Annotated in this window: 15 protein-coding genes, 3 tRNA genes and 1 pseudogene; 12 read left to right on the top strand and 7 right to left on the bottom strand. The window is 68.8% G+C overall.

Annotated elements, in window-relative coordinates; translation table 11 throughout:
- Positions 1–91: 91 nt before the first annotated feature.
- Entirely contained in the window at positions 92–694 is a 603-nt protein-coding gene (locus tag AB0J86_RS36890; protein ID WP_363862875.1) for a TetR/AcrR family transcriptional regulator, read from the bottom strand.
- Between the two features lie 216 nt (positions 695–910).
- On the opposite strand from AB0J86_RS36890, the gene AB0J86_RS36885 reads away from it, so the two are divergent.
- The 5 genes from AB0J86_RS36885 to AB0J86_RS36865 all read left to right on the top strand — a co-directional run bounded on the left by AB0J86_RS36885 (position 911) and on the right by AB0J86_RS36865 (position 4,681).
- Entirely contained in the window at positions 911–3,106 is a 2,196-nt protein-coding gene (locus tag AB0J86_RS36885) for a TRAP transporter fused permease subunit (RefSeq protein ID WP_363862872.1), read from the top strand.
- Between the two features lie 5 nt (positions 3,107–3,111).
- A complete protein-coding gene (locus tag AB0J86_RS36880) occupies positions 3,112–4,128 on the top strand; it encodes a TAXI family TRAP transporter solute-binding subunit (protein ID WP_363862869.1) in 1,017 nt (338 codons plus the stop codon).
- A 287-nt stretch (positions 4,129–4,415) separates the two neighbouring features.
- Positions 4,416–4,488: transfer RNA gene (locus AB0J86_RS36875), tRNA-Gly, on the top strand.
- A 34-nt stretch (positions 4,489–4,522) separates the two neighbouring features.
- Positions 4,523–4,593 (top strand) — tRNA-Cys (locus AB0J86_RS36870).
- A gap of 13 nt (positions 4,594–4,606) precedes the next feature.
- A tRNA-Val gene (locus tag AB0J86_RS36865) sits at positions 4,607–4,681 on the top strand.
- A gap of 240 nt (positions 4,682–4,921) precedes the next feature.
- Here the strand turns inward: AB0J86_RS36865 and AB0J86_RS36860 are convergent.
- Positions 4,922–5,816, bottom strand: a pseudogene (locus tag AB0J86_RS36860) (IS982 family transposase).
- A gap of 387 nt (positions 5,817–6,203) precedes the next feature.
- On the bottom strand, positions 6,204–7,133 hold the full coding sequence (locus AB0J86_RS36855) for a LysR family transcriptional regulator (RefSeq protein ID WP_363862866.1): 930 nt from the start codon (positions 7,131–7,133) through the stop codon (positions 6,204–6,206).
- Between the two features lie 408 nt (positions 7,134–7,541).
- On the opposite strand from AB0J86_RS36855, the gene AB0J86_RS36850 reads away from it, so the two are divergent.
- The 6 genes from AB0J86_RS36850 to AB0J86_RS36825 all read left to right on the top strand — a co-directional run bounded on the left by AB0J86_RS36850 (position 7,542) and on the right by AB0J86_RS36825 (position 18,282).
- The gene (locus AB0J86_RS36850; RefSeq protein WP_363862863.1) at positions 7,542–11,315 is read left to right on the top strand and encodes a glycosyl hydrolase family 18 protein; all 3,774 of its coding nucleotides are present in this window, start codon (positions 7,542–7,544) and stop codon (positions 11,313–11,315) included.
- An 83-nt stretch (positions 11,316–11,398) separates the two neighbouring features.
- On the top strand, positions 11,399–13,021 hold the full coding sequence (locus AB0J86_RS36845) for a fibronectin type III domain-containing protein (protein WP_363862860.1): 1,623 nt from the start codon (positions 11,399–11,401) through the stop codon (positions 13,019–13,021).
- 893 nt (positions 13,022–13,914) lie between these two features.
- Positions 13,915–14,373 (top strand): (2Fe-2S)-binding protein, encoded by a 459-nt coding sequence (locus tag AB0J86_RS36840; protein ID WP_363862878.1) that lies wholly within the window; start codon positions 13,915–13,917, stop codon positions 14,371–14,373.
- Positions 14,370–15,353 carry a xanthine dehydrogenase family protein subunit M gene (locus AB0J86_RS36835; RefSeq protein WP_363862857.1) on the top strand — a complete coding sequence of 328 codons (984 nt, stop codon included), beginning with the start codon at positions 14,370–14,372 and terminating at the stop codon, positions 15,351–15,353. The genes AB0J86_RS36840 and AB0J86_RS36835 overlap by 4 nt, the downstream gene beginning before the upstream one ends.
- Positions 15,350–17,506, top strand: coding sequence for a xanthine dehydrogenase family protein molybdopterin-binding subunit (locus tag AB0J86_RS36830; RefSeq protein WP_363862854.1), 2,157 nt, complete (start codon positions 15,350–15,352; stop codon positions 17,504–17,506). The genes AB0J86_RS36835 and AB0J86_RS36830 overlap by 4 nt, the downstream gene beginning before the upstream one ends.
- A 26-nt stretch (positions 17,507–17,532) precedes the next feature.
- Positions 17,533–18,282 carry an alpha/beta fold hydrolase gene (locus tag AB0J86_RS36825; protein WP_363862852.1) on the top strand — a complete coding sequence of 250 codons (750 nt, stop codon included), beginning with the start codon at positions 17,533–17,535 and terminating at the stop codon, positions 18,280–18,282.
- On the opposite strand, the gene AB0J86_RS36820 is transcribed toward AB0J86_RS36825, so the two are convergent.
- Entirely contained in the window at positions 18,244–19,152 is a 909-nt protein-coding gene (locus AB0J86_RS36820; RefSeq protein WP_363862849.1) for an alpha/beta hydrolase, read from the bottom strand. The two genes, AB0J86_RS36825 and AB0J86_RS36820, sit on opposite strands and share 39 nt — an antisense overlap.
- A 123-nt stretch (positions 19,153–19,275) precedes the next feature.
- Entirely contained in the window at positions 19,276–20,064 is a 789-nt protein-coding gene (locus AB0J86_RS36815; protein ID WP_363862846.1) for an MIP/aquaporin family protein, read from the bottom strand.
- Positions 20,065–20,484: 420 nt separating this feature from the next.
- Here AB0J86_RS36815 and AB0J86_RS36810 point away from each other — a divergent pair, with 420 nt between their 5' ends.
- Positions 20,485–21,456 carry a hypothetical protein gene (locus AB0J86_RS36810; protein WP_363862844.1) on the top strand — a complete coding sequence of 324 codons (972 nt, stop codon included), beginning with the start codon at positions 20,485–20,487 and terminating at the stop codon, positions 21,454–21,456.
- 18 nt (positions 21,457–21,474) lie between these two features.
- Here AB0J86_RS36810 and AB0J86_RS36805 read toward each other — a convergent pair whose 3' ends face one another.
- Together AB0J86_RS36805 and AB0J86_RS36800 are read right to left on the bottom strand one after the other, a co-directional pair.
- Positions 21,475–22,242 carry an alpha/beta fold hydrolase gene (locus AB0J86_RS36805; protein ID WP_363862841.1) on the bottom strand — a complete coding sequence of 256 codons (768 nt, stop codon included), beginning with the start codon at positions 22,240–22,242 and terminating at the stop codon, positions 21,475–21,477.
- Positions 22,243–22,407: 165 nt separating this feature from the next.
- Positions 22,408–22,899, bottom strand: coding sequence for a hypothetical protein (locus AB0J86_RS36800; protein ID WP_363862838.1), 492 nt, complete (start codon positions 22,897–22,899; stop codon positions 22,408–22,410).
- Positions 22,900–22,928: the final 29 nt, after the last annotated feature.

Genomic DNA, 22,928 nt, shown 5'->3' with positions numbered 1-22,928 from the left:
GCCCACCCCCCCCCCCGCCCCTGCCGCTCCCCCAACTGTTTTTCTCTTCATAAAAATATCACGTTAATCCCCACCCCCCCCCCGGGCGGGTCTACTCCAGCTCGGCCGGATCCAGCCCCAGCTCGCGGGCGGCCGAGTGGCGGACCCACTCGGCCAACTGCCGCCGGGAGATCACCCGGTCGTGCACCGCCACCTGTACCGCCAGACCGTCGATCAACGCGTTGATCCGCCAGGCGGCGCCGGTCGGGTCGTCGCAGGTGAAGGTGCCGTCGCCCACCCCAGCGGAGATCACCGAGGTGAGGTCCTCCTTCCAGCGCAGGTCCAGCCGGCGGGAGACCTTCTCCAACTCCGGGCTGCGCAGGGACTCCGACCAACCGTCGATCCACATCGCCCACGACTGGGACCGCCCGCTCGGCGCGTACAGCTTGAGGATCCGCTTCAGCTTCACCAGCGGTGTGGCCGACGAGCGGACCACCGCGTCGAGCCGGGCGAGATCCTGCTCGGCGGCGTACGCGAACGCGCGGGCGAGCAGCCGTTCCTTCGTGGAGAAGTGGTAGAAGACCAGGGCCTGGCTCACCCCGGCGGCCTGCGCCACGTCGGCGGTCCGGGTGTTGGCCAGTCCACGCTCCACGATCACCTCGCACGCGGTACGGAGCAGGGCATCAAGGCGAACCTCGGCGGAACGTCGCGTCACGTCGGCTACGGTAACCTATCGCTCCGAGCACGCGGAGTCACCGACACGGGGTCCGGGCCCCGGCCGGTGCCGGCGGCGCCGCCGCGCCGGACGCGCGCGAAGGGATCAACGCGCGTCGGTGGATCGTAGTAGGGTCCGTCCATGCCAGAGGGTCCGGCTCCTGTCCCCGCGCAGCGCGTCAACGCCGATCCAGCTGCGCAATCATCGCTGTCCACCGTGGAACTTGCGGACCCGGCGGCGCCGGCCGTCGCGTACGACGACGAGGAGCGACCCGCCCGCCGGCTGACCGGCCCGGTCGCCGTCGGCGTGGCGGTGGTCGCCTTCGCGGTCGCGCTGCTGACGCTCTGGCAGGTCTTCGTCCCGCTGCCCCAGGGCAGCCAGTACTACCTGATCATCTTCCTGGCCGGGGTGCTGCCTCTGGTCTTCCTCGCCTACCGCTCCGGCCTGCGCCTGCCCGGCCGGCCGGCGCGACGCGTACCGGAGGAGCCCGCGCGACGCGTACCCGGGGCGGAGGACGCCCCCGCGCGCCGGGACCTGCCGACGGTGGGCGACTGGATCCTGGCCGGGCTGGCCCTGGTCGTCTGCCTCTACCCGGTGCTGCCCGTCGCGCTCGGCGACGCGGGCGGCGGCTACGACGCCTTCCTCGACCGGCAGGGGCTGCTCGCCCCGGCCGACGTGCTGCTCGGCGGCCTGCTGCTGGTGCTGCTGCTGGAGGCGTGCCGGCGGACCACCGGCTGGGTGCTCCCCGCCGTCTGCCTGGTCTTCCTCGGCTACGGCTACTACGGCGGGTACCTGCCGCAGAGCTGGTCGGTGGCGCACGCCGGCCTCGACTTCAGCCAGATCGTCGACGCGCTCTACAACTCCGGCAGCGGCTTCTACGGCACCCCGCTGGACGTCGCCGCCACCTACATCGTGCTCTTCACCATCTACGGCGCCGTGCTGGACCTCTCCGGCGCCGGGCGCTTCTTCGTCGACCTCTCGGTCGCGGCGTTCCGCCGCTCCCGCAGCGCCGCCGGCCGCACCGCCGTCGCCTCCGGCTTCCTGCTCGGCACGGTCTCCGGCTCCGGTACCGCCACCGCCGTCAGCATCGGCGCGGTGACCTGGCCGATCCTGCGCCGGGCCGGGTACCCGGCGGAACAGGCCGGCGGCATGCTCGCCGCGGCCGGCGTCGGCGCGATCCTCTCCCCGCCGACGCTCGGCGCCGCCGCCTTCATCGTCGCCGAGTACCTGGAGGTCTCGTACCTGACGGTGCTCGGCTGGGCGATGATCCCGACGCTGCTGTACTACCTCGGCATCCTGCTCGCCGTCGAGATCGACGCCCGGCGCTTCGCGGTACGGGCGGTCGAGCCCGGCACCGGCGGGCCCTGGCGGCTGCTGGCCCGCTTCGGCTACCACTTCTCCTCGCTGCTGGTGATCGTGGTGCTGCTCGCCACGGGGGTCAGCGCCACCAAGTCCGTGGTCTACGCGACCCTGCTCGCCTTCGCGCTCAGCTTCCTGGACCGGCGCGGCTGGCTCACCCCGCGCCGGGTCTTCGAGGCGCTCTCCGTCGGGGTGCGCGGGGTGCTGCCGGTCGCCGCGGTCTGCGCCGCCGCCGGGGTGATCACCGCGATCACCACCAAGACCGGGCTCGGCGCCCAGTTCGCGTCGCTGCTGGTGAGCGGGGCGCGGGCGGTCAGCGACAACCCCACGGTCGTGCTCGCGCTGACCGTCGTGCTCGCCGCCGTCGCGCTCTCGCTGCTCGGCCTCGCCGTACCGGTCACCGCGTCGTTCATCATCGGCTGGGTGATCATCGGGCCGGCGCTGCTGGCCCTGGGCGTACCGGCCCCGGCGGCGGCGATGTTCGTCTTCTACTACTCGGTCCTCTCCGAGGTCACCCCGCCGACCGCGCTCGCGGCCGTCGGCGCCTCCGCGATCACCGGCGGCCGGACCGTACCGACCATGTGGCAGGCGCTCAAGTACGCCCTGCCGGCGTTCCTGGCGCCGATCGCGTTCGTGCTCACCGGCCCCGGGGAGTACCTGCTCGCCCGCGGGCCCGTCCTCGGCGTGCTCTGGGCCACGGCGGCGGCCTGCCTCGGCGTCGCCGCGCTGGCGGTGGCGACCGGCGGCTGGCTGCTCGGCGTCGGCCCGGCCGGGCGGTCGGAGCGGCTGCTCGCCGCGCTCGCCGGGCTGCTCCTGCTCTACCTGCACCCGGTCTCGATCGCAGCCGGGGTCGTACTCCTCGCCGTGGCGGCCCTGATCGGCCTGGCCCGGCGGCGTAACGGTGCCACCGGGGGCGACGGGTCCCCCGACGGTGCCGGCAGCGGTGCCACCGAGGCGAACGCGCTCTCCGGCGGGACCGGCAGCGGTGCCGCCGGGGCGAACGCGCTCTCCGGCGGGACCGGCAACCAGGTCGAACCACGTTCCGGGAGGTAAGCGAGATGAAGCGGGCAAGAACGGCGGTGGCCGCGTTAGCCGCGGCCGGGATGCTGCTGGCCGGGGTGGCCGGCTGCGGGGGACGGCGGAACCAGGCCAGTACCGACACCGGCGAGGAGGTGAGCTGCGAGGTCGCCACGGAGACCCGGGTCGGCATCGCCACCGGCAACTCCACCGGCGTCTACTTCGCGCTCGGCAACGCCTACGCCGAACAGATCTCCGAGGCCAGCGGCGGCAAGGTCAAGGCGACCGCCGCGGAGACGGGCGCCTCGGTGCAGAACATCCAGCAGTTGGTCGCCGGGACGTACTCGGTCGCCTTCTCCCTCGCCGACACGGCCGCCGACGCGGTGCAGGGCAAGGCGAGCTTCGACGGCAAGCCGCAGCCGGTGCGGGCGCTCTCCCGCATCCACACCAACTTCACCCAGGTCATCGTCCGCAACGGGGCGAACATCACCACGATGGCCGACATGCGGGGCAAGCGGGTCTCCACCGGCTCGCCGAAGTCCGGTACCGAGGTGATCGCCAACCGGCTGCTCCAGGCCGCCGGCCTGGACCCGGCCAAGGACATCAAGGCACAGCGGCTGGACCTGACCAAGACCGTCGACGGGATGAAGGACGGCACGATCGACGCGCTCTTCTGGTCGGGCGGGCTGCCCACGCCCGGGATCACCGACCTGCTCACCACCGCGAAGGGGCAGGTCTCCTTCCTGGACATCACGCCCCTGCTGCCGGTGCTGAAGAACATCAACCCGGTGTACGAGGAGGGCGTCATCCCCGCGTCCGCGTACGGCATGTCGGGCGACCTGAAGACGATCGTGGTGCCGAACGTGCTGCTCGTGAAGGAGGACCTGGACCCGAACCTGGTCTGCGTCCTGACCAAGGCGCTGTTCCAGCGCAAGCCCCAGTTGGAGCAGGCCAACGCGGCGGCGCGGGAGCTGAGCCTCGCCACCGCCCGCAAGACCGGCCCGATCCAGCTGCACCGCGGCGCCGTCGCGGCCCTGGACGACCTCGCGGCCGGCTGACCCGGTTCTCGATCGGCCCGACGGCCGGCCCCGCCCACCTCTTCAGTCCAGGTTCCTAGGACGGTATAGGGGGTGTGTCGGCCGGCCGTCGGCGGTTTACCCGCCCGATATGGCGCCGCCTGCCCGGTTCGCGGCGGGGTCGGGCGGCCATCGTACGGCGCCGCCGCCGCCGGGTTGGTCGTTTTCGCTGCGTACGCCGGCAGGCTCGCCGGGGGGACCCCCGAGTTGGCACTTGCTGGTGGCCTCGGCTAAAGTTCTCATCCGTCACCAGGAAACACCGGAGACAAGCGGACGTAGCGCAGTTGGTAGCGCATCACCTTGCCAAGGTGAGGGTCGCGGGTTCGAGTCCCGTCGTCCGCTCGGAGATGCCGCCACGAAGGTCGGGGGCAACCTCGGTGGAGTGGCCGAGAGGCGAGGCAACGGCCTGCAAAGCCGTGTACACGGGTTCAAATCCCGTCTCCACCTCGGCAACAAGCGAGGGCGATTGGCGCAGTGGGAGCGCGCTTCCTTGACACGGAAGAGGTCACTGGTTCAAACCCAGTATCGCCCACCAGCTGTATGAGCAGGTCAAACGGCTCGTTACCGGATTCCCGGTAACGAGCCGTTGTCGTTGTGCTCCTTACATTGGGAGCAAATTGGGAGCACGTGATCCACGCCCGATTCCGGGCCGGGGCGCCACCGGCAAGCCCGGCCGAATGAGGAGAAGTCAGCTGATCTGAGGGGTCCACCCAGGCAGACCAGCCGGCATGGACTCGAACCGCGAGGTACCTAGACGAGTAGTTCCGAATCCCGGTCAGTGGTCGTAGGCGATCAGTGACCGGGTGACGGGTGCGCCGGTCTTGTTGTTGTGCCAGATCGCGGCGGCCATCGCGAGGAGGCGTTGGGCCACCCGTACGGCGACGCCGGTGTAGGTTCGTCCGCCGTGTTCTTCCAGGTCGAGTTGGCCCTTGAGGGTGTCGTTGACCGACTCGATCAACTGCCGGACCTTCTTGAGCATCGGCTCGCCGTAACGGGTCTTCTCCTTCTTGCGTGACGGGCGCAGCAGTGCGATGCCGTGGTCGGCCAACCGCTGTTCGAACGCCCTCGAGGCGAAGCCCTTGTCCGAGATCAGCAGGATGCCCGGGTGTTCTGCGACGACGCCGGCCTCCACCTCCAGCATCGCCGCGAGGACCTCCCGTTCGTCGATCTTCGGGTTGGCCAGTGCCCACAGGATCGGCATACCGGTCGGGGTGCACACCAGGTACAGCCCCGAACCCCAGAAAGAACCGGGAGTGGGAGGCGCAGTAGCCGTACCCGGCGCACCCGGCCAGGTCGGAGCGCTGCACAGTGGGTCGGGACATACCGCACGGCACCGGGGTGGAGTCGACGATCCAGTGGTTGTCGAACCAGAAGCCACTGTCGCGGACCAGGGCCCGGATCGTTTTCTTGATCAGCGGTAGGGCGGCGCGCAGCCGTTTGTTGTAGCCGGGCCGCTGGGGCAGGTAGGGGAACCAGGGGCGCAGGCGGACGCGGGCGTAGCGGATCCAGTGCCCTTCTGAGCGGGCGCCGAGGAGGACCTGGGCCACGGCCAGGCAGACCAGTTCCGAGTCGGTCAGCAACGGTGGGCGGCCACGCCAGCGGGGTGTGCGGATGCTGTCGTCGATCTTCACGTACAGTGCGGTCAAGAGGGTGTCGAGGTCTTGCGTCACAACATGATCATCGGTGCCCTCTCCTCATGCCCGGACATCGTCCCCAGACTTCGGAACTACTCGTCTAGGGCGAGGTCAACCAGGCTTTGAGTTCACCCGCCCACCACCGGACCCTGGGCGGTCACTCGGAGAGGGGGCGAGCGGTGCCGGATTGCGCGCCGCTGAAAGGATCCGGACCGCCGTCGAGGGCTCAACACTGCGTAGCCTTCTACGGCCAGATGCTGTAGCACCCCCGCTAGGTAGTGCTCATGCGACGAGCATCTCTCGCGTTCGGCCCCGTCCGGTGGCCGTCGTTCCCTGTCCGCCTCGGTTTGATCATGGTTGATGGGGCGTTTTGACGTGTGGATTTGTCCACTGAGTGATTGGTGGATGGCGATATGCCCCCTGTCATGAATCGACGCAGCCGGCCGGGCTGTTGGGTGTGGGACCGGTGAGTTGGGCCTGCGCGTACCTGCGGAAGGCGGCGACCAGGTGACTGCGGTCGTCGGCGCGGGTGGCGAGCGCGACGTGAGCGGGTTCGACGCCGTGCAGTGGAATCGAGGTGAGGTCGGGGCGGAGGCCCTTGATGTTGAGGCCGGCGGAGATGGCCACCGCCTGCCCGGCGGCGACGAGCTCGAATTTGTCCTCGGGGGCGTCGATGGTGGGCCCGTCGGGCGCGGGGCGCCCGTCCGGACGTGGATCGATGCGCCAGAAGGCGCTCCACTCCGGGCCGGCTTCGCGTAGTCGGGGTACCGGCTCGTCGGCGATGTCCTCAAGGGTGACCTGTTCCTTGCCGGCCAGCCGGTGGCCCAGTGGCACGATCACCACGCGCGGCTCGTCGTAGAGGATCGTGACGTGCAGTCGGTCGGTGGGGAACGGCAGCCGGCTGACCACCGCGTCGACCTGATGCTCCAGCAGCGCGGCGTGGATGTCGTGCCAGCCCAGATGCCGGGCGTGCACAGCGACGTCGGGATGCCGGTGGCGCATCTCGCGTACGACCGGTGTGATGATGATGCCGGTGGTGTAGCCGACGGTGATGCGGCTGGGCTGGGCGGCGGCCTTGGTGCGCGCGACGGCCTGGGCCGCGGTGCGTAGTAGCGCTCTCGCCTGCGGCAGGAACACCTCGCCGGCCTCGGTCAGACGGCTGCCCTGCGGGGTGCGGTGCAGCAGCCGGGCGCCGAGTTGCTGTTCCAGGCGGTGGATCTGCCGGCTCATGGACGGTTGGGTGAGGTGCAGCGCCTCGGCGGCGCGGCCGAAGTGCCCGTGTTCGGCGATGACCGTGAAGCAGTGCACCAGCCGCAAATCGAGGTCCACAGGGGATGGCGGCGGTTCGGACATGTTCGAACGGTAGTCCTCGCGCCCGCGACCCGGCAATAGCGGTTCGACCGCTGCGAGCTGCGATGATCCGCGATCTGTATCGCGCGATACGGAAGTGTCATTGGACCCGAGACCTCGTCCGACGGCAGGGTGGAGATACCGGCCGGCACCTTCTGATGTGCCCCGCCGAAGCCGGTCCGAATTCGAACGAGTGCCACCGGCGTGCGCGTGTTCGCCATCGGTGTGCCTGGCCGGACTCGTCGACGACCACGCGCGTGGCACGAAGACATCCGTTGGAGGTTTGTCGTGACGATCCACCCACGAACCGGCCCGCCGCTCGCCGTGCGGAGGCGATGGTCGGCGCGTCGGACGCTGATTCCACTACTGGTCACCACACTGCTCGCCACCGCTGCCGTTGTCTCCACCCCGGTGTCCGCCGTCGCCTCCGACACCGGCTGTGCCCGGTTCGGCTCCTCCTTCGATCCGGAGCCGATCGAGGAGAACAGCGCCGGGCTGCGTCTGGGCTGCGCAGGTGATGCCGGCAACCTGGGCACGCTGGCCGACGACGACAACGACCTCGTGGCGGTCATCGACTTCAACGTCGAGGCGCCGCCGGGGGTGTTGCGGCAGGGAATAGAGCAGGTGGTGTCCACCATCCGAGCCGATATGCGGGGTGCTCCGGGGAGGTCCCTGAGTCAGGCTATTACGCGGCGGGTCCTGGGGGACAGCATCGGTTACTACCCGGAGGTTCCCGACGTCGACTTCGTCGGCGACATTCACGCCGTCGGGGACAGCATCGTGATCGTGGTGGCCGCCGTGGACATCGGCAGCACGGGATTCTGGGAGGGGATCTGGAAGGCTATGGCGGTCGGCACTGCCATATTCTTCGCGTCCACTATCTCCTGGACACTCTGCATGGCGGCCTTCAACGTCGGAGCCCCACTGGCCACACCGGTCTGCACAGCCGTAGCCGGAGGCATGGGCGCGGGTGTCGGCGAGCTGGTCAGCGCCGCTGTGGATCGGAAGCCGATCAACGCGGAAGTGTGGGGCAAGGCGCTCGCGATGGCGATGTGGGGCGCGGCCGGCGGCGCCGCGCTCGGTGCGCTGGGAAACTATCTCACCGCGGGCACCCCCGAGCTGATCGCGGGTGCGCAGCGGACGCTCCGGACGTGGGCGCTCAAATTCGCCTTCTGGCGGGGAGCCCTTCAGGCGATCGCCGAGGCGCTCGATTCAGGCGTCTCTCAGACCATAATCAACATGATTCAGCGGCTCATGACGAGCGCGGATGCCAGGCCCACGATCATGCCGTTGGGTGATTCGATCACGCTCGGGGTCGGCAGCTCGGATGGTTCCGGTTACCTGTCGGGTGTCAGCCAGATGCTTGACTCGGTCGAGCTGGTCGGATCGCAACGCTCGGGTCCGTCTGGCCTGCCCAACGAGGGGCACGTTGGCCACACGATCGAGGACATCGCCGCGATCACGGATGCCGCGATGACGACGTACCAGCCCGACGTCGTGCTACTGCACATCGGCACCACCGACATGACCAACAATGTCGATCCCAGCGGTGCTCCGGCCCGGCTCGGCAGCCTGATCGACCAGATCTTCCAGCGGGCCCCCGGGGTGACGCTGCTGGTCTCGACCATCGTTCCGGCCGCCGATCTGGCAACGCAGGCGCGGATCGTCGCCTACAACCAGGCGATCCCCGGCGTGGTAGCGGCCCGGCAGCAAGCCGGAAAGCAGGTGCGACTGGTGGACATGAACGCGGTGACGACGGCCAACCAGCACACTGACGGGCTGCACCCCGACGACAGGGGCTACCAGAAGATGGCCGTCGCGTTCTACGACGGCGTTCTCGGCGCGGCGGACGCTGATTGGATCGACGTCCCCGACCCGCTCGACCCGGCGACGAACGGCGGCGTGGGCGACCCGGTGGAGGCGCATCCCGGTGGGGATGATGGCGGTGCCAAACCGGCGACGGGTGCCCATCACACCTGTCGCCCGGACGGGATGCCACCGACCGCGGGCGCGACCACCCCGTACTGCGACGTCTACGACTCCGAGGGCCGGGAGTGGCTCGGTCAGGGCCGGTCCCGGCGGGTGATCGGCTACTTCAACGGGGGCCGTACCGGAGCCGATGGCACGCCGTACTACCTGGTCAAGAACATTCCATGGTCAAAGGTGACGCACATCAACTACGCCTTCGCCCATATCGAGAACAACCAGATCTCCGTGGGCGCCGCCGGTGCCGAGAATCCGGCCATCGGCATGACCTGGCCCGGCGTACCCGGCGCGGAGATGGACCTCGACCTGCCGTACCGGGGGCACTTCAACCTGTTGACCCGCTACAAGGAGCTGCATCCACGGGTGAAGACGCTGATCTCGGTCGGCGGTTGGGCCGAGTCCCGCGGCTTCTACTCGATGACCACCAACGCCGACGGCACGGTCAACCAGAGCGGGATCAACACCTTTGCCGACTCCGTGGTGGACTTCCTGCGGGACTACGGCTTCGACGGGGTGGACATCGACTTCGAGTACCCGACGACGCTGGACCAGACCGGCAACCCCAACGACTGGGACACGGCGCGCTCAAGGCGGCCGGGACTGCCGGCCAGCTACACGGCGCTGATGAGGACGCTGCGGGAGACGCTGGACCGGGCCGCCGCGGTGGACGACAAGTACTACCTGCTGACGTCCGCGTCGTCGGCGTCGGGCTATCTGGTCCGGGGTATGGCGAACCAGAAGGCGCTGCGGTACCAGGACTTCACCAACCTGATGTCGTACGACTTCCACGGCACGTGGAACGACGTGGTCGGGCCGAACGCCCCGCTCTACGACGACGGCCGGGACGGGGAGTTGGGAGACCTCTACACAACCCCGGAGTACGACGGCGTCGGCTACTTCAACACCGACTGGGCGTTCCACTATCTGCGCGGTGCGATGCAGGCGGGCCGGATCAACATCGGCATCCCGTACTACACGCGGGGCTGGCAGGGCGTCACCGGTGGCGAGTCCGGCATGTGGGGGACCTCGACGGGGACCGACTGCCCACCGGGCACCAACATCGCGCGGCCGTGCGGCAACGGCGCCGTCGGCATCGACAACATCTGGCACGACAAGACCGCCGAGGGCGAGGAACTGGGCGCCGGCGTCAACCCCATGTGGCACGCCAAAAACCTGGAAAGGTATGTCATGCCCAGGTACGCCGACAACGTGGGCCTGACACCGGACGCCGACCCGTCCGACGAGTTCACCGGGGCGTACGTCCGGCACTGGGACGACACCACGAAGACCTCCTGGCTGTGGAACGACAGCAAGGACGTCTTCCTGTCCACGACGGACATGCAGGGCATCGACGCGGTCGCCAACTACGTGATCGACAAGGGTGCCGGTGGCGTGATGATGTGGGAGCTGGGCGGCGACTACCACTGCCCGGCGGCCGTGACCGACGAGAATCCCTGCCGCATCGGCCACGCCATGACCACGCGGCTGCACGAGCGGCTCGCCCGGATCGGTGCCTACGGCGCCAGTCGCAACGCCGGTAGCTCGGTGACGATGCCGTCGGCGGCGCTCGACGTCACCGTCGACCTGGTGGAGTACGGCTCCACCGCCGCGGACCTGTGGCCGATGCAACCCACGCTCCGGGTCACCAACAACACCGCCGTCACCATCGGCGGCGGCAAGGACGTCGAGCTCCGCTTCGACCTGCCCACCTCCACCCCACCGTTGATCAAGGACGGTGACTGGCAGACCGGGGCGCAGGGCGGTAAGTGGCAGGTGGAGGCGGGACACACCGGCCCCAACGCCGGCGGCGGTTTGCGCGGCGACTTCCACCGGGTCGGCGTCAAGCTGGACTACTGCCAGATCATCCCGCCGGGCAAGAGCCTGGACATCCCGATTATCTACTACCTGCCGGCCACCGGACCGGTGAACACCACGCTCCGGCTGGACACCCAGCGGTTCGCGCTGCGGTCGGAACAGAACCGGGGATCGTCGCCGGCGGCCCCACCGGCGGGCGGCTGCTCCGCCCCGGCCTGGGACGCGACCCGGGTCTACAACCCGGCGACCCAGCCGGTCGAGGAGACCACCGTGAAGTACGGCGGCAAGGTCTGGCAGGCCAAGTGGTGGACTCAGGGCAACATCCCGGGCACCGGGCCGGACGCCGACCACGAGCCGTGGAAGCTGATCGGCCCGGCCAACTGACCCACCAGGGATCGGGGCGCCCCTCTGTCGTCCTCCGCCGGAGAACCCGGCGGCGAGTCGACACCAACGAAACGGAGACACAGTTGCTCACCTCACGACCAAGACACACCTGGGCGGCGGTCACCGCCGTCGCCGTCGCCACGACCGGTCTCGTCGTCATCGGTGGCGGATCGGCGTACGCCATGGATCCGATCGACGTCACGGACGTGCCCGGGGCGTTGACCGCCGAGTGGAACGACTGGGCCGGCGAGGAGGCCGACAAGTCCATCGACAACACTCCGTACTCGAAGTACTTCACCCTCCACTCCACGACCTGGCTGCAGTACCTGGCCGCAAATCCGACGACCGTGACCGGTTACCGGATCACCTCGGCCAACGACTTCCCCGATCGCGATCCACGGAGCTGGGTCTTCGAGGCGTCACCGAACGGAACGACGTGGGTGACGCTGGACAGCCGCAGCGATCAGAGGTTCGTCGCGCGTCACTCGCGCAAGTCGTACACGTTTCCCAACACCACCGCGTACCACTACTACCGGCTACGAATCACCGCCAACGCCGGTGCGGCGGGCACCCAGCTCGCCGAATGGCAGATCCTCGGGACGACGACCGCGACGACCCCACCGCCGTCGGCGCCGAGCGGGCTGACCGCCCAGGTGGTCTCCGGCGACCAGATCGTCCTCAGCTGGCAGGACAACACCCGGTGGGAGACCCGCTACCGTATCGAGCGGTCGATCGACGGGACCAACTGGAACTGGTCACGCGACCTACCGGTCGGCACCACCCGATTCCATGGCCTGGGGCTCTCCGGCAACACCCGGTACCACTACCGCGTCCGGGCGGAGAACGGCACCGGCCGCTCCGGGTACGCGACGGTGGACGCCACCACGGGGGATCCGAACCTCCCCGCGACCTGGCAGGAGCACTGGAACGAACACGTCCAGCCACTGACGCGGACGACGTACAACGACGACGTCGGGGTCTACCTCGACCCGGACGTGGATCCGGCGCAGGCCGGCTGGCTCGACACCTTCACCACCGCCATGTGGCGGTACACCAAGCAGACCTACGGTTCGTTCAGCAACCCCCGGCTCGCCGCCATCTTCCACGAGGGCCGGTACGGCGGTGGGCATCCGGCCAATGTCTTCGACGGGCACCACGACCATCGCAACGTCATCGACATCGGCGTCGACAACTGGAACCAGGCGACCGACTGGCATCGGGACATCATCGTTCACGAGATCGGGCATATCGTCGAGGGCTCTTCCCTGGGAGTCCGCAACTCGCCGGCTTTCCCCATTTGGAATGACAGCGCCTGGTGCGAGATCTACGGGTACGACATGTACGTCAACCTCGGGATGACCGCCGATGCGAACCGCGCGTACCACCACCTCGTCACCGCCACCTACGACAATCCGCGCACCGACACGTACTGGTTCCGGGACTGGTTCTATCCGATCTGGCGGGACCACGGTAGAACCGCTCCGCTGACCAATTTCTTCGAACTGTTGGCCGCGAACTTCCATCAGCACAACGGGGCGTACGCCCGCGACCTCAACTGGGGCGAGTTCGTGCACTTCTGGAGCGGCGCGGCTGGCGTGAACCTCAAACCGCTGGCGACCACGGCATTCGGCTGGCCGGCCGAGTGGGAGCACCAGTTCGTCCAGGCGCAGCACGACTTCCCCGGTGTGACCTACCCGCAAGGCTGAGCTCGCGAGGAGCAAACGCTATAAGGAACGCATGTCGGGACCAAAGTGACCTGCTCGGTCCGCTCTGGATGGTCGGAGATCGTCGTGCGGCCGCTGCCACGCAGTGAATCCGAGACTCTGCTGGTGGCAATAGACCGGGCCTGTCCGACGGCGTACGCCGTCAGCTGCACCACGCGCCCGGCAACCCGCTCGACCTGAGCGAGGAGCAAGCGCCGGTGGATGCTCGGCGCCGCCGCCGGATGCCTTTGTCGATGCTTCCGGCCACCGATTGTGGCCGGGGTTCGTCCGCCGTCGAGATGCCCTCGCCCGGCGGCGACTGCCGGGCATGATGGCCCTGACTCGTGACCAGTACGTCTTGATCACACGACCGCAAGCGCCCGGAGGGGCTGCTGGTTGGCACGCGGTGGGATGGACCTGACCGCGACGGGAGCGAAGGAGGGGGCGTCATCCCCTCCTTCGGGAGCATCTGTTACCGCAAGGGGCCACACGGCAGCGTTGATGGCATGACCGCATCACAGACCAGTTCAGGCGGCGCCCAGCGCCTCGCCGTCGTCACGGGCGGGCTGCAAAGGAACGGCCGCCGTGCCGCCGCGCAGCGCCCGGGTGAACAACAGACCTCGTAATCGGCGGCTCCGGCGGAGTCGGCCCAGTCCCGCTACGAAAGGCGAAGCATGGAAACCTCCAGTGACGAGAACGGCTCAGCCGTGACAGACGGGGAAGTCGGCCCCGACAACGGGGACCTCAGCCGCCGCACGTTTCTCATGTCCGTTACGGCGGCCTCAGCGGGTATGGCGTGGGCAACAGTAGGACCCAGCGCGAGTCCGGCTGTCGCCGGACCATCGCACGCCGCGGCCGCCAGGGCGTACACCGTCGCCGCCGGCGCGGCGGCCGAGATCACCCTGTCGGTCAACGGGCAGCGCCATGCGGTCACAGTGGAGCCGAGGGTGACCCTGCTGGACGCGCTGCGTGAACGCCTCCACATGACCGGCACGAAAAAGGGCTGTGACCGGGGCGAGTGCGGCGCGTGCACGGTGCTGTTGGACGGTGAGCGAATCAAGTCCTGCCTGACCCTGGCGGTCATGACGCAGGACGCCGAGGTCACCACCGTGGAAGGACTGGCGCGAGGCGATGACCTGCACCCGGTACAGGAGGCGTTCATCCGTCATGACGCGTTTCAGTGCGGCGCGTGCACGCCCGGTCAGATCATGTCCGCTGTGGCCTGTATCCACGAAGGTCACACAGGTTCCGAGGCCGAAATCCGAGAGTGGATGAGCGGAAACCTGTGCCGGTGCGCGGCTTACCAGAACATCGTCGCGGCTGTAGCCGACGCGGCAGAGGAGATCGGGCGGTGAGGGCATTCGGGTACACAGTCGCGAAAGATCCGGCCGACGCGGTACGGATCGCCGCCAGAACACCGAACTCGACGTTCATCGCCGGCGGAACCGACCTGCTCAATCTAATGCGGGACGGAGCGGAGGTTCACGACCACTTGGTGGATCTGAGCCACCTGAACATCAACCGGATCGCTCTCGACTCCCGGTGGCTGCGCGTTGGTGGCCTGGCCCGGATGCGGGAGGTCGCCGAGCATTCCGGGCTGAGGGGGGCGTTCCCGGTGTTGTCGGAGGCGCTGCTGGCCTCGGCTTCCCCACAGGTACGCAACATGGCCACGATCGGTGGGAACCTGTTGCAACGCACCAGGTGCGGGTACTTCCGTGACCCGGCCTCACCGTGCAACAAGCGTGCTCCCGGCAGTGGCTGCCCGGCGATCAACGGGTACAACCGCGGGCATGCGATTCTCGGTTGCAGTGACCACTGCATCGCTACGCATCCCTCCGATCTGGCGGTGGCGCTGACGGCGCTGGACGCATGGGTGCGTCTGCTCGGCCCTGACGGAGCCCGGGCCGTCCCCATGTCCGACTTCTACCTCCTACCCCGGTCGACCCCGACGAAGGAGACGGTGATACGCAGCGGAGACCTCATCACCGGGGTGGACGTTCCACGCACGTCCCTGGCCACCCACTCGCGCTACCTGAAACTGCGCGACCGGGCGACCTTCGAGTTCGCTGTGGTGTCCGTGGCGGCCGCGCTCCAGTTGAGAGGCGGTGTCGTGCAGGACGTGCGACTGGCATTCGGCGGGATAGGCACACGTCCGTGGCGGGACCCGCGCGTCGAGGCCTCGCTACGAGGCCGTCCGCTCACGGAGGCGGCGATCGACAACGCGGGCCGGACCCTCGTCCGGGAGGCCACGCCGTACGAGGACAACAGGTTCAAGGTCCAACTCGTTCAGCGGGCGCTGGCGAGCGTCCTCAGCGATCTCGGAGGCATGCGATGACCGAGCTGGTCGGTCAGGGTGTGGAGCGGGTGGACGGCCGGGTGAAGGTCACCGGCGCGGCCCGGTACGCCGCGGACAACGAGTTGACCGACGCGCTGCACGGTTTCATGGTGATGAGCACGATCGCCCGGGGAGAGATCCTCGAGATCGACACCCGTGCGGCGCTGGCCCACCCCGGAGTCGTGGCGGTCTACACCCACCGCGACATGCGGAGGTTCACGGTGCCGGCATTCCCGTACACCAAGGGCTTCGTGCCGATGCAGGATACCCGTATCCACCACAACGGGCAGCCGGTCGCCTACGTGGTGGCCGAAACCCTGGAACAGGCACAGGAGGCCGCCAACCTCGTGCGCGTGCGCTACCGCGCCGAGGAGGCCGTCGTACGGCTGGCAGACGCGATGGACGAAGCGTTCCTGCCGCCCGCGTTCCGTGAAAGGGAGAACGAGTACGTCCGCGGTGACGCCGAGGCAGCTTTCGGGCAGGCACCGGTCCGGATCGAGCGGTCCTACAGCAGCCCGATGCAGCATCACAATCCGATCGAGCCCCATACCACCACCGCCGTTTGGAAGGACGACGAGCTGACTCTCTACGAGAGCGCACAGGGCGTCGTCTTCACCCGCATGATCGTGTCTCAGGCGTTCAACATCACCGATCTGACCAAGGTCCGGGTGGTCTCGCCCTACCTCGGCGGAGGCTTCGGCGCCAAGGGGCCCGTCTATCCCCACACTCTGCTCACCGCGGAGGTGGCGAGGCTCGTCGGACGGTCGGTAAAGCTGGTGCTGTCCCGGGCGCAGATGTACACCTCGAACGGCCACCGTTCCGAGTTCAGTCGCCGGCTGCGGGTGGGCGCGACCCGGCAGGGTGTGCTGACCGCGATCGTCGACACCTCGACGCAGCAGCTGAGCCGTACCGAGAACGGGGTCTACAACTTCAGCGATTCTACGATCAACCTTTACACCTGCCCGGACGTGCACGTTCGGCAGATGGGCGTCAAGCTGGATCTGCACACGTCCAGCTACATGCGCTCACCCGAGACGACTGCTCACTTCGCTCTTGAGACCGCCTTGGACGAGCTCAGCTACGAGGTCGGCATCGACCCCGTGGAGGTTCGGGTACGCAACCACACCACGACCGACCCGAGCGACCACCTGCTGGAGTGCTACCGGATGGGGACCAAGGCGTTCGGCTGGGAGCGGCGCGATCCCCGGCCGGGGTCCATGAGGGTTGGCGACGAGTACGTGGGCTGGGGCATGGCCACCGAGTTCCACAGCTTCAACTCGATCGAGTCCTTCGCCTCGCTCACCATCGGGCTGGACGGGCGGGCGACCCTGCGGACCGCGAGCCAGGAGATCGGCACCGGCACCTACACCGTGCTGACTCAGGTCGCTGCCGATGGGCTCGGCGTACCGCTCGGCCACGTCACGACGCTGCTCGGCGACACCGAGTTTCCCCGTGCGTCGATCTCGGCGGGATCGTCCACGATGCCGAGCGTGGTCGGTCCGGTGGATCAGGCGGCGAGGACCGCGAGAGACACCGTGGTACGTCTCGCTGTCGCCGACCCCCATTCCGATCTGTATGGCGTGCCGGCCGAGGACGTCGTCGTGGAGGACGGTCGGCTGTACGCCCGAGGCGACCGTCGTCGCCGTGACACCTTCCGCGGCGTCATGCGTCGCCGTGGCAGCGTGCTCGAGGTGCAGGGCGAAAGGCGGAACGTACCCGGACACACGTCTGGAGCAGTGTTCGTGGAGGTCCGGATACGGCCACGGGTCGGCGCGTTGCGGGTGAGCCGCGTCGTGGCCGTCTACGACGTAGGGCGGGTGCTCAACCGCCGGACCGCGCGCGGACAGGTGATCGGCGGCGTAACCTGGGGCCTGGGCTTCGCGCTGATGGAGCACACGATGGTGGATCCTCACACGGCCCGGGTCGTCAACCCCAACCTGTCCGCCTACCTGGTCCCGGTCTGCGCCGATGTCCCGTCGGTGGAAGCCCTGTTCGTCGATCGCGCGGACGACAACCACAAACCCTCACTTGGCGCACGCGGCTTTGGTGAGACACCCGGAACAGGGGTGCCCGCGGCGATCGGCAACGCGATCTACCACGCCACCGGCCTCCGCCTCCGGGATGTCCCGTTCACCCAGGACAAACTCTTGTGACCGACCCTCATATCAACGGAGTGGCCATGTCTCCCGGTTTTACGCCGATCCTGCTCCTGCCCGGATCCTGGCATGGGGCCTGGTGCTGGAACGAGGTCATCGGCTACCTCGTGCCGGATGGCCGCCCGGCTCTGGCGGTTGATATGGCCGGACACGGGTTGCGTGCCCGCCGGCCTGAGTGCCTGACCATGCGTCCGTTCGACCCGGCGGCGCTGGCCACCGAAGTCTCGCCGGTGGCCGCTGTGGACCTCGACCACGCGGCCGATCTGCTGGGTCTTCAGATGAAACAGCTCGGACGTGGCGGCCCGGTCACGGTGGTGGCCCACAGCATGGGCGGTCCAGTCCTGACCCGGGTGGCGCAGCAGGTTCCCGAGTTGGTGGCGCACGCGGTGTACGTCGCTGCGGTCATGCCAGCGTCGGGCAATGCGCCCGGCCCGTACTTCACCCTGCCAGAGAACGCGGAGGCGCTGGTCCTGTCCGCCCTTCGGGGCGATCCCGACCTGATCGGGGCGCTGCGACTCGACCTCGCCTCGAACGAGACCAACCCCTCGCCCGACGGCTGTTGGCCACCGCGCTGCAAGCCGGCGACTGGACCCCCACAGGACTGGTCGAGGGGCCCGTGGTGGGCGCCTCCGGGGCCGCGGGCTGGCTGCCGGCTCACGACGGTGGGCCGCGGTATCGGCTCCGGACGGGCCGACCCGCCCGCGATGCCGAAGCCGCGCGGCCCACGAACTCCGTCAGGTCACCCCCCCGGTCGCCTGGACGAACTCGCGTAGGCGCTGCACGAGCGTCTCCGGCTGTTCCTCGGCGATCCAGTGGCCCGAATTCTCGATGGGTCGGACGGTGACGTTCTCGGCGACCTCCGAGAGCATCTTCTCGGCCACCGGAAGGAAGAAGCTCGCGGTCCCGCCGAGCCCGAGCACGGGCATCTTGAGCTTGCCCTTCTCCGCGAGGATGCGCCGATTGTCGGCCGCGTCCTGCTCGAAGGCCCGGAAGAGTTCGATGCCGGCGCGCATGGCTCCGGGAGCCGTGTAGTCGGCGACATATCGCTTCGCCTCCGACAGCGGAATGGCGTCGGGATTCGCGCTCAACTTGACATAGAAGGAGCGCAGATATGGAAACTCGCTGCCGGCGATGAGCGTCTCGGCGACGTTGTCCGGTGCGCCGTGGAGGTGGAAGTGCCAGAGCTTGGACTGGCTGAACGCGGTCGTCGCCAGCGTGCTCTCGTACGCTTGGGTGCCCGGGATCGGAGCCTCCATGAGCACGAGGCGCTCGACGTCGTCCGGATAGAGGGTGGCGTACGCGTAGCCGACCAGCATCCCGAGGTCGTGACTGACAAGGGTGATCGGGTTCTGCACGCCGAGATGTTGCAGCAGTGCCCTGATGTCGCCCGCCATCGTCTGCTTGTCGTATCCGCCCTCGGGCTTCGACGATCCACCGGCCCCTCGGTAGTCGGGAGCCACGACGAACCAGCCGTCGGATCGGAGGGGTTCCATGATGAAGCGCCATTCCCACCAGGTCTGGGGCCAGCCGTGCAACAACACGATCGTTCGATCGTCACCGCCATTGCCCGGCGGAGTGCCCGCGGTCACGTAGTGGATTCGGACATCCGCGTGATCGAACATATTGTGCTGGAACCCCTGCATTGCCGTACCTCCTCACGTGTTCCCTCGACGCACTCGCACAGTGGCGGGCCGGGCGTGCCTGGTTCGGCTGCTGCGCTGTGGAAGAAGTCGAGCTAACGGAAAGGGGGCGTTGTCGGTCCGGGCTCACACGAACGCGAGTTCGTACAATCCGGCGGCCAGGGCCGCGCCCGCGAGGGGCCCGAACACCGGGACCCAGGCGTACGCCCAGTCCGAACCGCCCTTGTTCCGCAGCGGCAGGAGGGCGTGGACGATGCGGGGACCGAGGTCGCGCGCGGGGTTGATCGCGTACCCCGTGGGACCGCCGAGGGACAGGCCGATGGCGACCACGACGAGGGCGACGATCAGGAAGCCGATCGGGCCGAGGCCGGTGCCCTTCTGGTTGAGGCCCTGGGTCAGGACGGCGATGACCAGGACGAACGTTCCGATCGCCTCGGTGAGGAAGTTCTGCGCGTAGCGCCGGATCGCCGGCACGGTGGAGAAGATGCCGAGCACCGGGCCGGCCCTCGGGGCGGCTCCGTGGTGGATCAGGCCCTCCGGCGGCTGTGCCGCGAGCACGTTCGGGTCGCGCAGGAACGCCTTGAACTGGCCCAGGTAGGCCGCCCAGACCAGGAAGGCGCCGATCATGGCGCCGAGCAGCTCCGAGCCCACGTAGAGGGGGACGGTGTCCCAGGCGATCGCGCCCTTGATCGCGAGGGCCAGGGTCACCGCCGGGTTGAGCGAGGCGGCCGATCTCGGCGCGGACAGGTACGAACCGACCATCACCGCGAGGCCGTAGCCGAAGCAGATCGCCAGCCAGCCGGCACCGAACGCCTTGGACCGCTTGAGCACCACGCCGGCGACCACGCCATCGCCGAGCAGCACCAGCGCGGCGGTGCCGGAGGTCTCACCCACGAATATGTCGAGATCGGACACCCGAGACTCCTCGCTCGGGGAAAGGCGGATCTCCGGCGGAAGCTGGTGGTCCGCGCCCTCCTACAGGTTCTCAGGGCGGCAGCGTGGTCGGGTACGCTTGCCTGCTTCGCGCGAAGCGAGCGCTTCGACGCTATCTCCGTAGACGGTAAGACTAATGGCGAAGGCGTGCTCCGTCCTTCGTTCTGTTGTTGTTGTCCTTCCCGATACGTTGCCAACTCCGGGGTTCTCGATCATTCAAGGCGTCGTCCGCCAGATTGACGATTTCCGGCCGGATGTCCGCCTCCCCTGCTGCCTGGACCGTGGGCGCGAAACAGTTCTCGCGCGGCGGTTGACCCGATCGACCGCGCGGCGGATCGGGTTCTGGGCAGGATGGGAGCCGGATCGCCCGCGCGGGACCGCCCCCGCCAGGGGAGGTGTCAGGTGGCCGCCGTCCGGATTCCGCCGAACTTCTTCGGCATCCCCTTCGGCCTCGCCGGCCTGGGCAACACCTGGATCGTGGCCGGACGCGACGGCGACGTGCCGAGGTGGGTCGGCAACGCCGTGCTGGCGCTCGCCGCCCTGGCGTGGCTCGCCGTGCTGGTGGCGTACGCGGCGTACGCGCTGCCCCGGCCGAGGGCCCTCGTCGGCGACCTGGTGGACCCGATCGCCGGCCCGTTCCTATCGCTCGCCGTCATCACCCCGACGCTGCTCGCCGCGCAGGGCGTCGTGCCGCACGACCTGGCCCTGGGACGGGTCCTCGTCGACGTCTTCCTGGTCCTCGTCCTCGCCTTCGGCGCCTGGATAACCGGCCAGTGGATCTACGGCCGGGTCGACGTCGACCAGATCCACCCGGGCTACTTCCTGCCCACCGTGGCCGGCGGGTTCATCGCCTCGGCCGCCGCGTCGTCCGTCGGGCAGCGCACCCTGGCCGATGTCATGCTCGGGCTCGGGTTCGTCTGCTGGCTCGTGCTCGGCTCGCTGATCCTGAACCGGCTGTTCGTCCGGCCGCCGCTGCCGGCGCCGCTCGTACCGACGCTGGCGATCGAGGTGGCCCCCTCGGCGGTGGCCGGGCTCGCGCTCTTCGCCCGCAACGGCGGCCGGATCGACGTCTGGGTGATGCTGATCTCCGGGTACGGGCTGCTGCTGGTCCTCGCGCAGATCCGCCTGCTCCCGCTCTACCTGCGGCTGAACTTCGCCCCGAGCTTCTGGGCGTTCACGTTCTCCTGGTCGGCGGTGGCGACGACCACCCTGCACTGGCTCACGGCCGGCGAACCGTGGGGTCGCCGCGTCTACGCGTACCTGGTGCTGGCGGCCATCACGGCGCTGATCGGCGGCGTCGCCGTACGGTCGGTCGTGGCCGCGGCGCGCGGACGGTTCCTGCCGCCGCCCGCCCCGCCACCGGCGGCGGCCTGACCGCTGACTCTCGCGGGGTCACGCGGTGTTGATGAGGTGGGCGACGCGTTCGGGCTCGTCCACCTGCACGTAGTGTCGCGCGTCGGGCAGCAGGTGCAGGTCCGCGTTGGGGAAGAGTTCCGCGAACCGTAGCGCGACCCGGGTGTTGAGATTCCGGTCCCGCGCGCCGAAGACCACCCGTACGGGTGGGGTGAACCGGCGCATGTCCGGGATGCGGCGGCGTCTGCGTAGCAGCGTGCCGAACAGATCCTCGTTGAGGCGCCAGAACGCGGGCTGGGTGGACGGGAATGCTCGTAGCAGTTCCGGAACCAGTTCCCGACGCGCCGCGGGGTCGCTCATGAACCCGGCCACCTGCCAGCTGTAGAGGCGTTTCTGCACCTGGGGGCGGCGGTGGGCCAGGGCGCGGGCGACGGCGCGTACGCCCGGTGTGGAGAAGAGCGCGATCGCCAGTGGCAGGCGCAGGGCGGGCAGCCACTGGTAGTACGTGTTGAGCAGGACCAGCGCGCTGACCCGGTCGGGGTGGTCCAGCGCCCAGTCGATGGCGGGCGGCCCGGACGAGTCGTGTGCCACGAGGACCACTCGGTTCTGGCCCAGCCGGTCCGCGACCGCGTCCAGCACCGCGGCGAGGTCGAGCGTCTGGTTGTCGGCCGTGTACGGGTAGCCCGCAGGTTTGTCGGAGCTTCCCCAGCCGAGGAAGTCGAACCGCACGACCGGCCGCCGCTCGTCCAGGTGTGGCAGCAGCCGGTCGTACAGGCGGAGGTTGTCGGGAAAGCCGTGCAGCAACACATGGCCACCCCGGCGCCCGGCCTCACCTCGGCGTACAGCCGATGTCCGTCGCGTGCTACCGCCAATTGACTCACAGTCACCAGGCGACCGTAGCAGCGACGACCTGCGTGGTATGGGCGGTAGCCGCAGATTCGCCGGCGGGTGTGCCGCCGGCGGGCCGTCGAATTACCCGCGCATTGGCCGCAGCGAGATCCTGAGTATGTAGAAGTGAGAAACCAGCAACAGCGGCACGTAGAACGTGGGAATGAAATACGCGGCGCCGAAGTCGCCCGGATCCGGAATGAGCAGATATCCGGCGGTCAGCGCCGCCAGCAGGTCCAGCGTGCCGGCCACGCTGAAGAGCCAGATCAGGGAGTTCTGAAGTTGCTTCCCGCCCGACCGGCGCAGTGCGGCGAAGGCCAGCAACGCCAGCGCGAACGCGATCAGGTCGCCGGCGACCGCGGGCACGGCAAACCCGGACGGTAGTTCGTGGGCGGTCACGCCCGTGATCAAGAAGACGCTTCCCAGGTAGCGGAAGAAGTGGATGGAGAGCAGCCGCTCGTAGCGCCGCTGCATGGGTAACGTGCCGAGCCGCGGCCAGACGAACGTCTTGAATATGGTGGCCCAGGCGAGCAGGCCGGCGGCCACGCTGAACCCGAAGATGATGGTGTTTGGCATCGCGCTTTCCTTGGTGGGAGACACATCCG

This window comes from Micromonospora sp. NPDC049559, from assembly GCF_040676675.1.
In the GTDB taxonomy this organism is placed as follows: Bacteria; Actinomycetota; Actinomycetes; order Mycobacteriales; family Micromonosporaceae; genus JBFAPK01.
The sequence above is the reverse complement of the archived record's forward strand: the minus strand, read 5'-3'. Positions and strand labels throughout refer to the sequence as shown.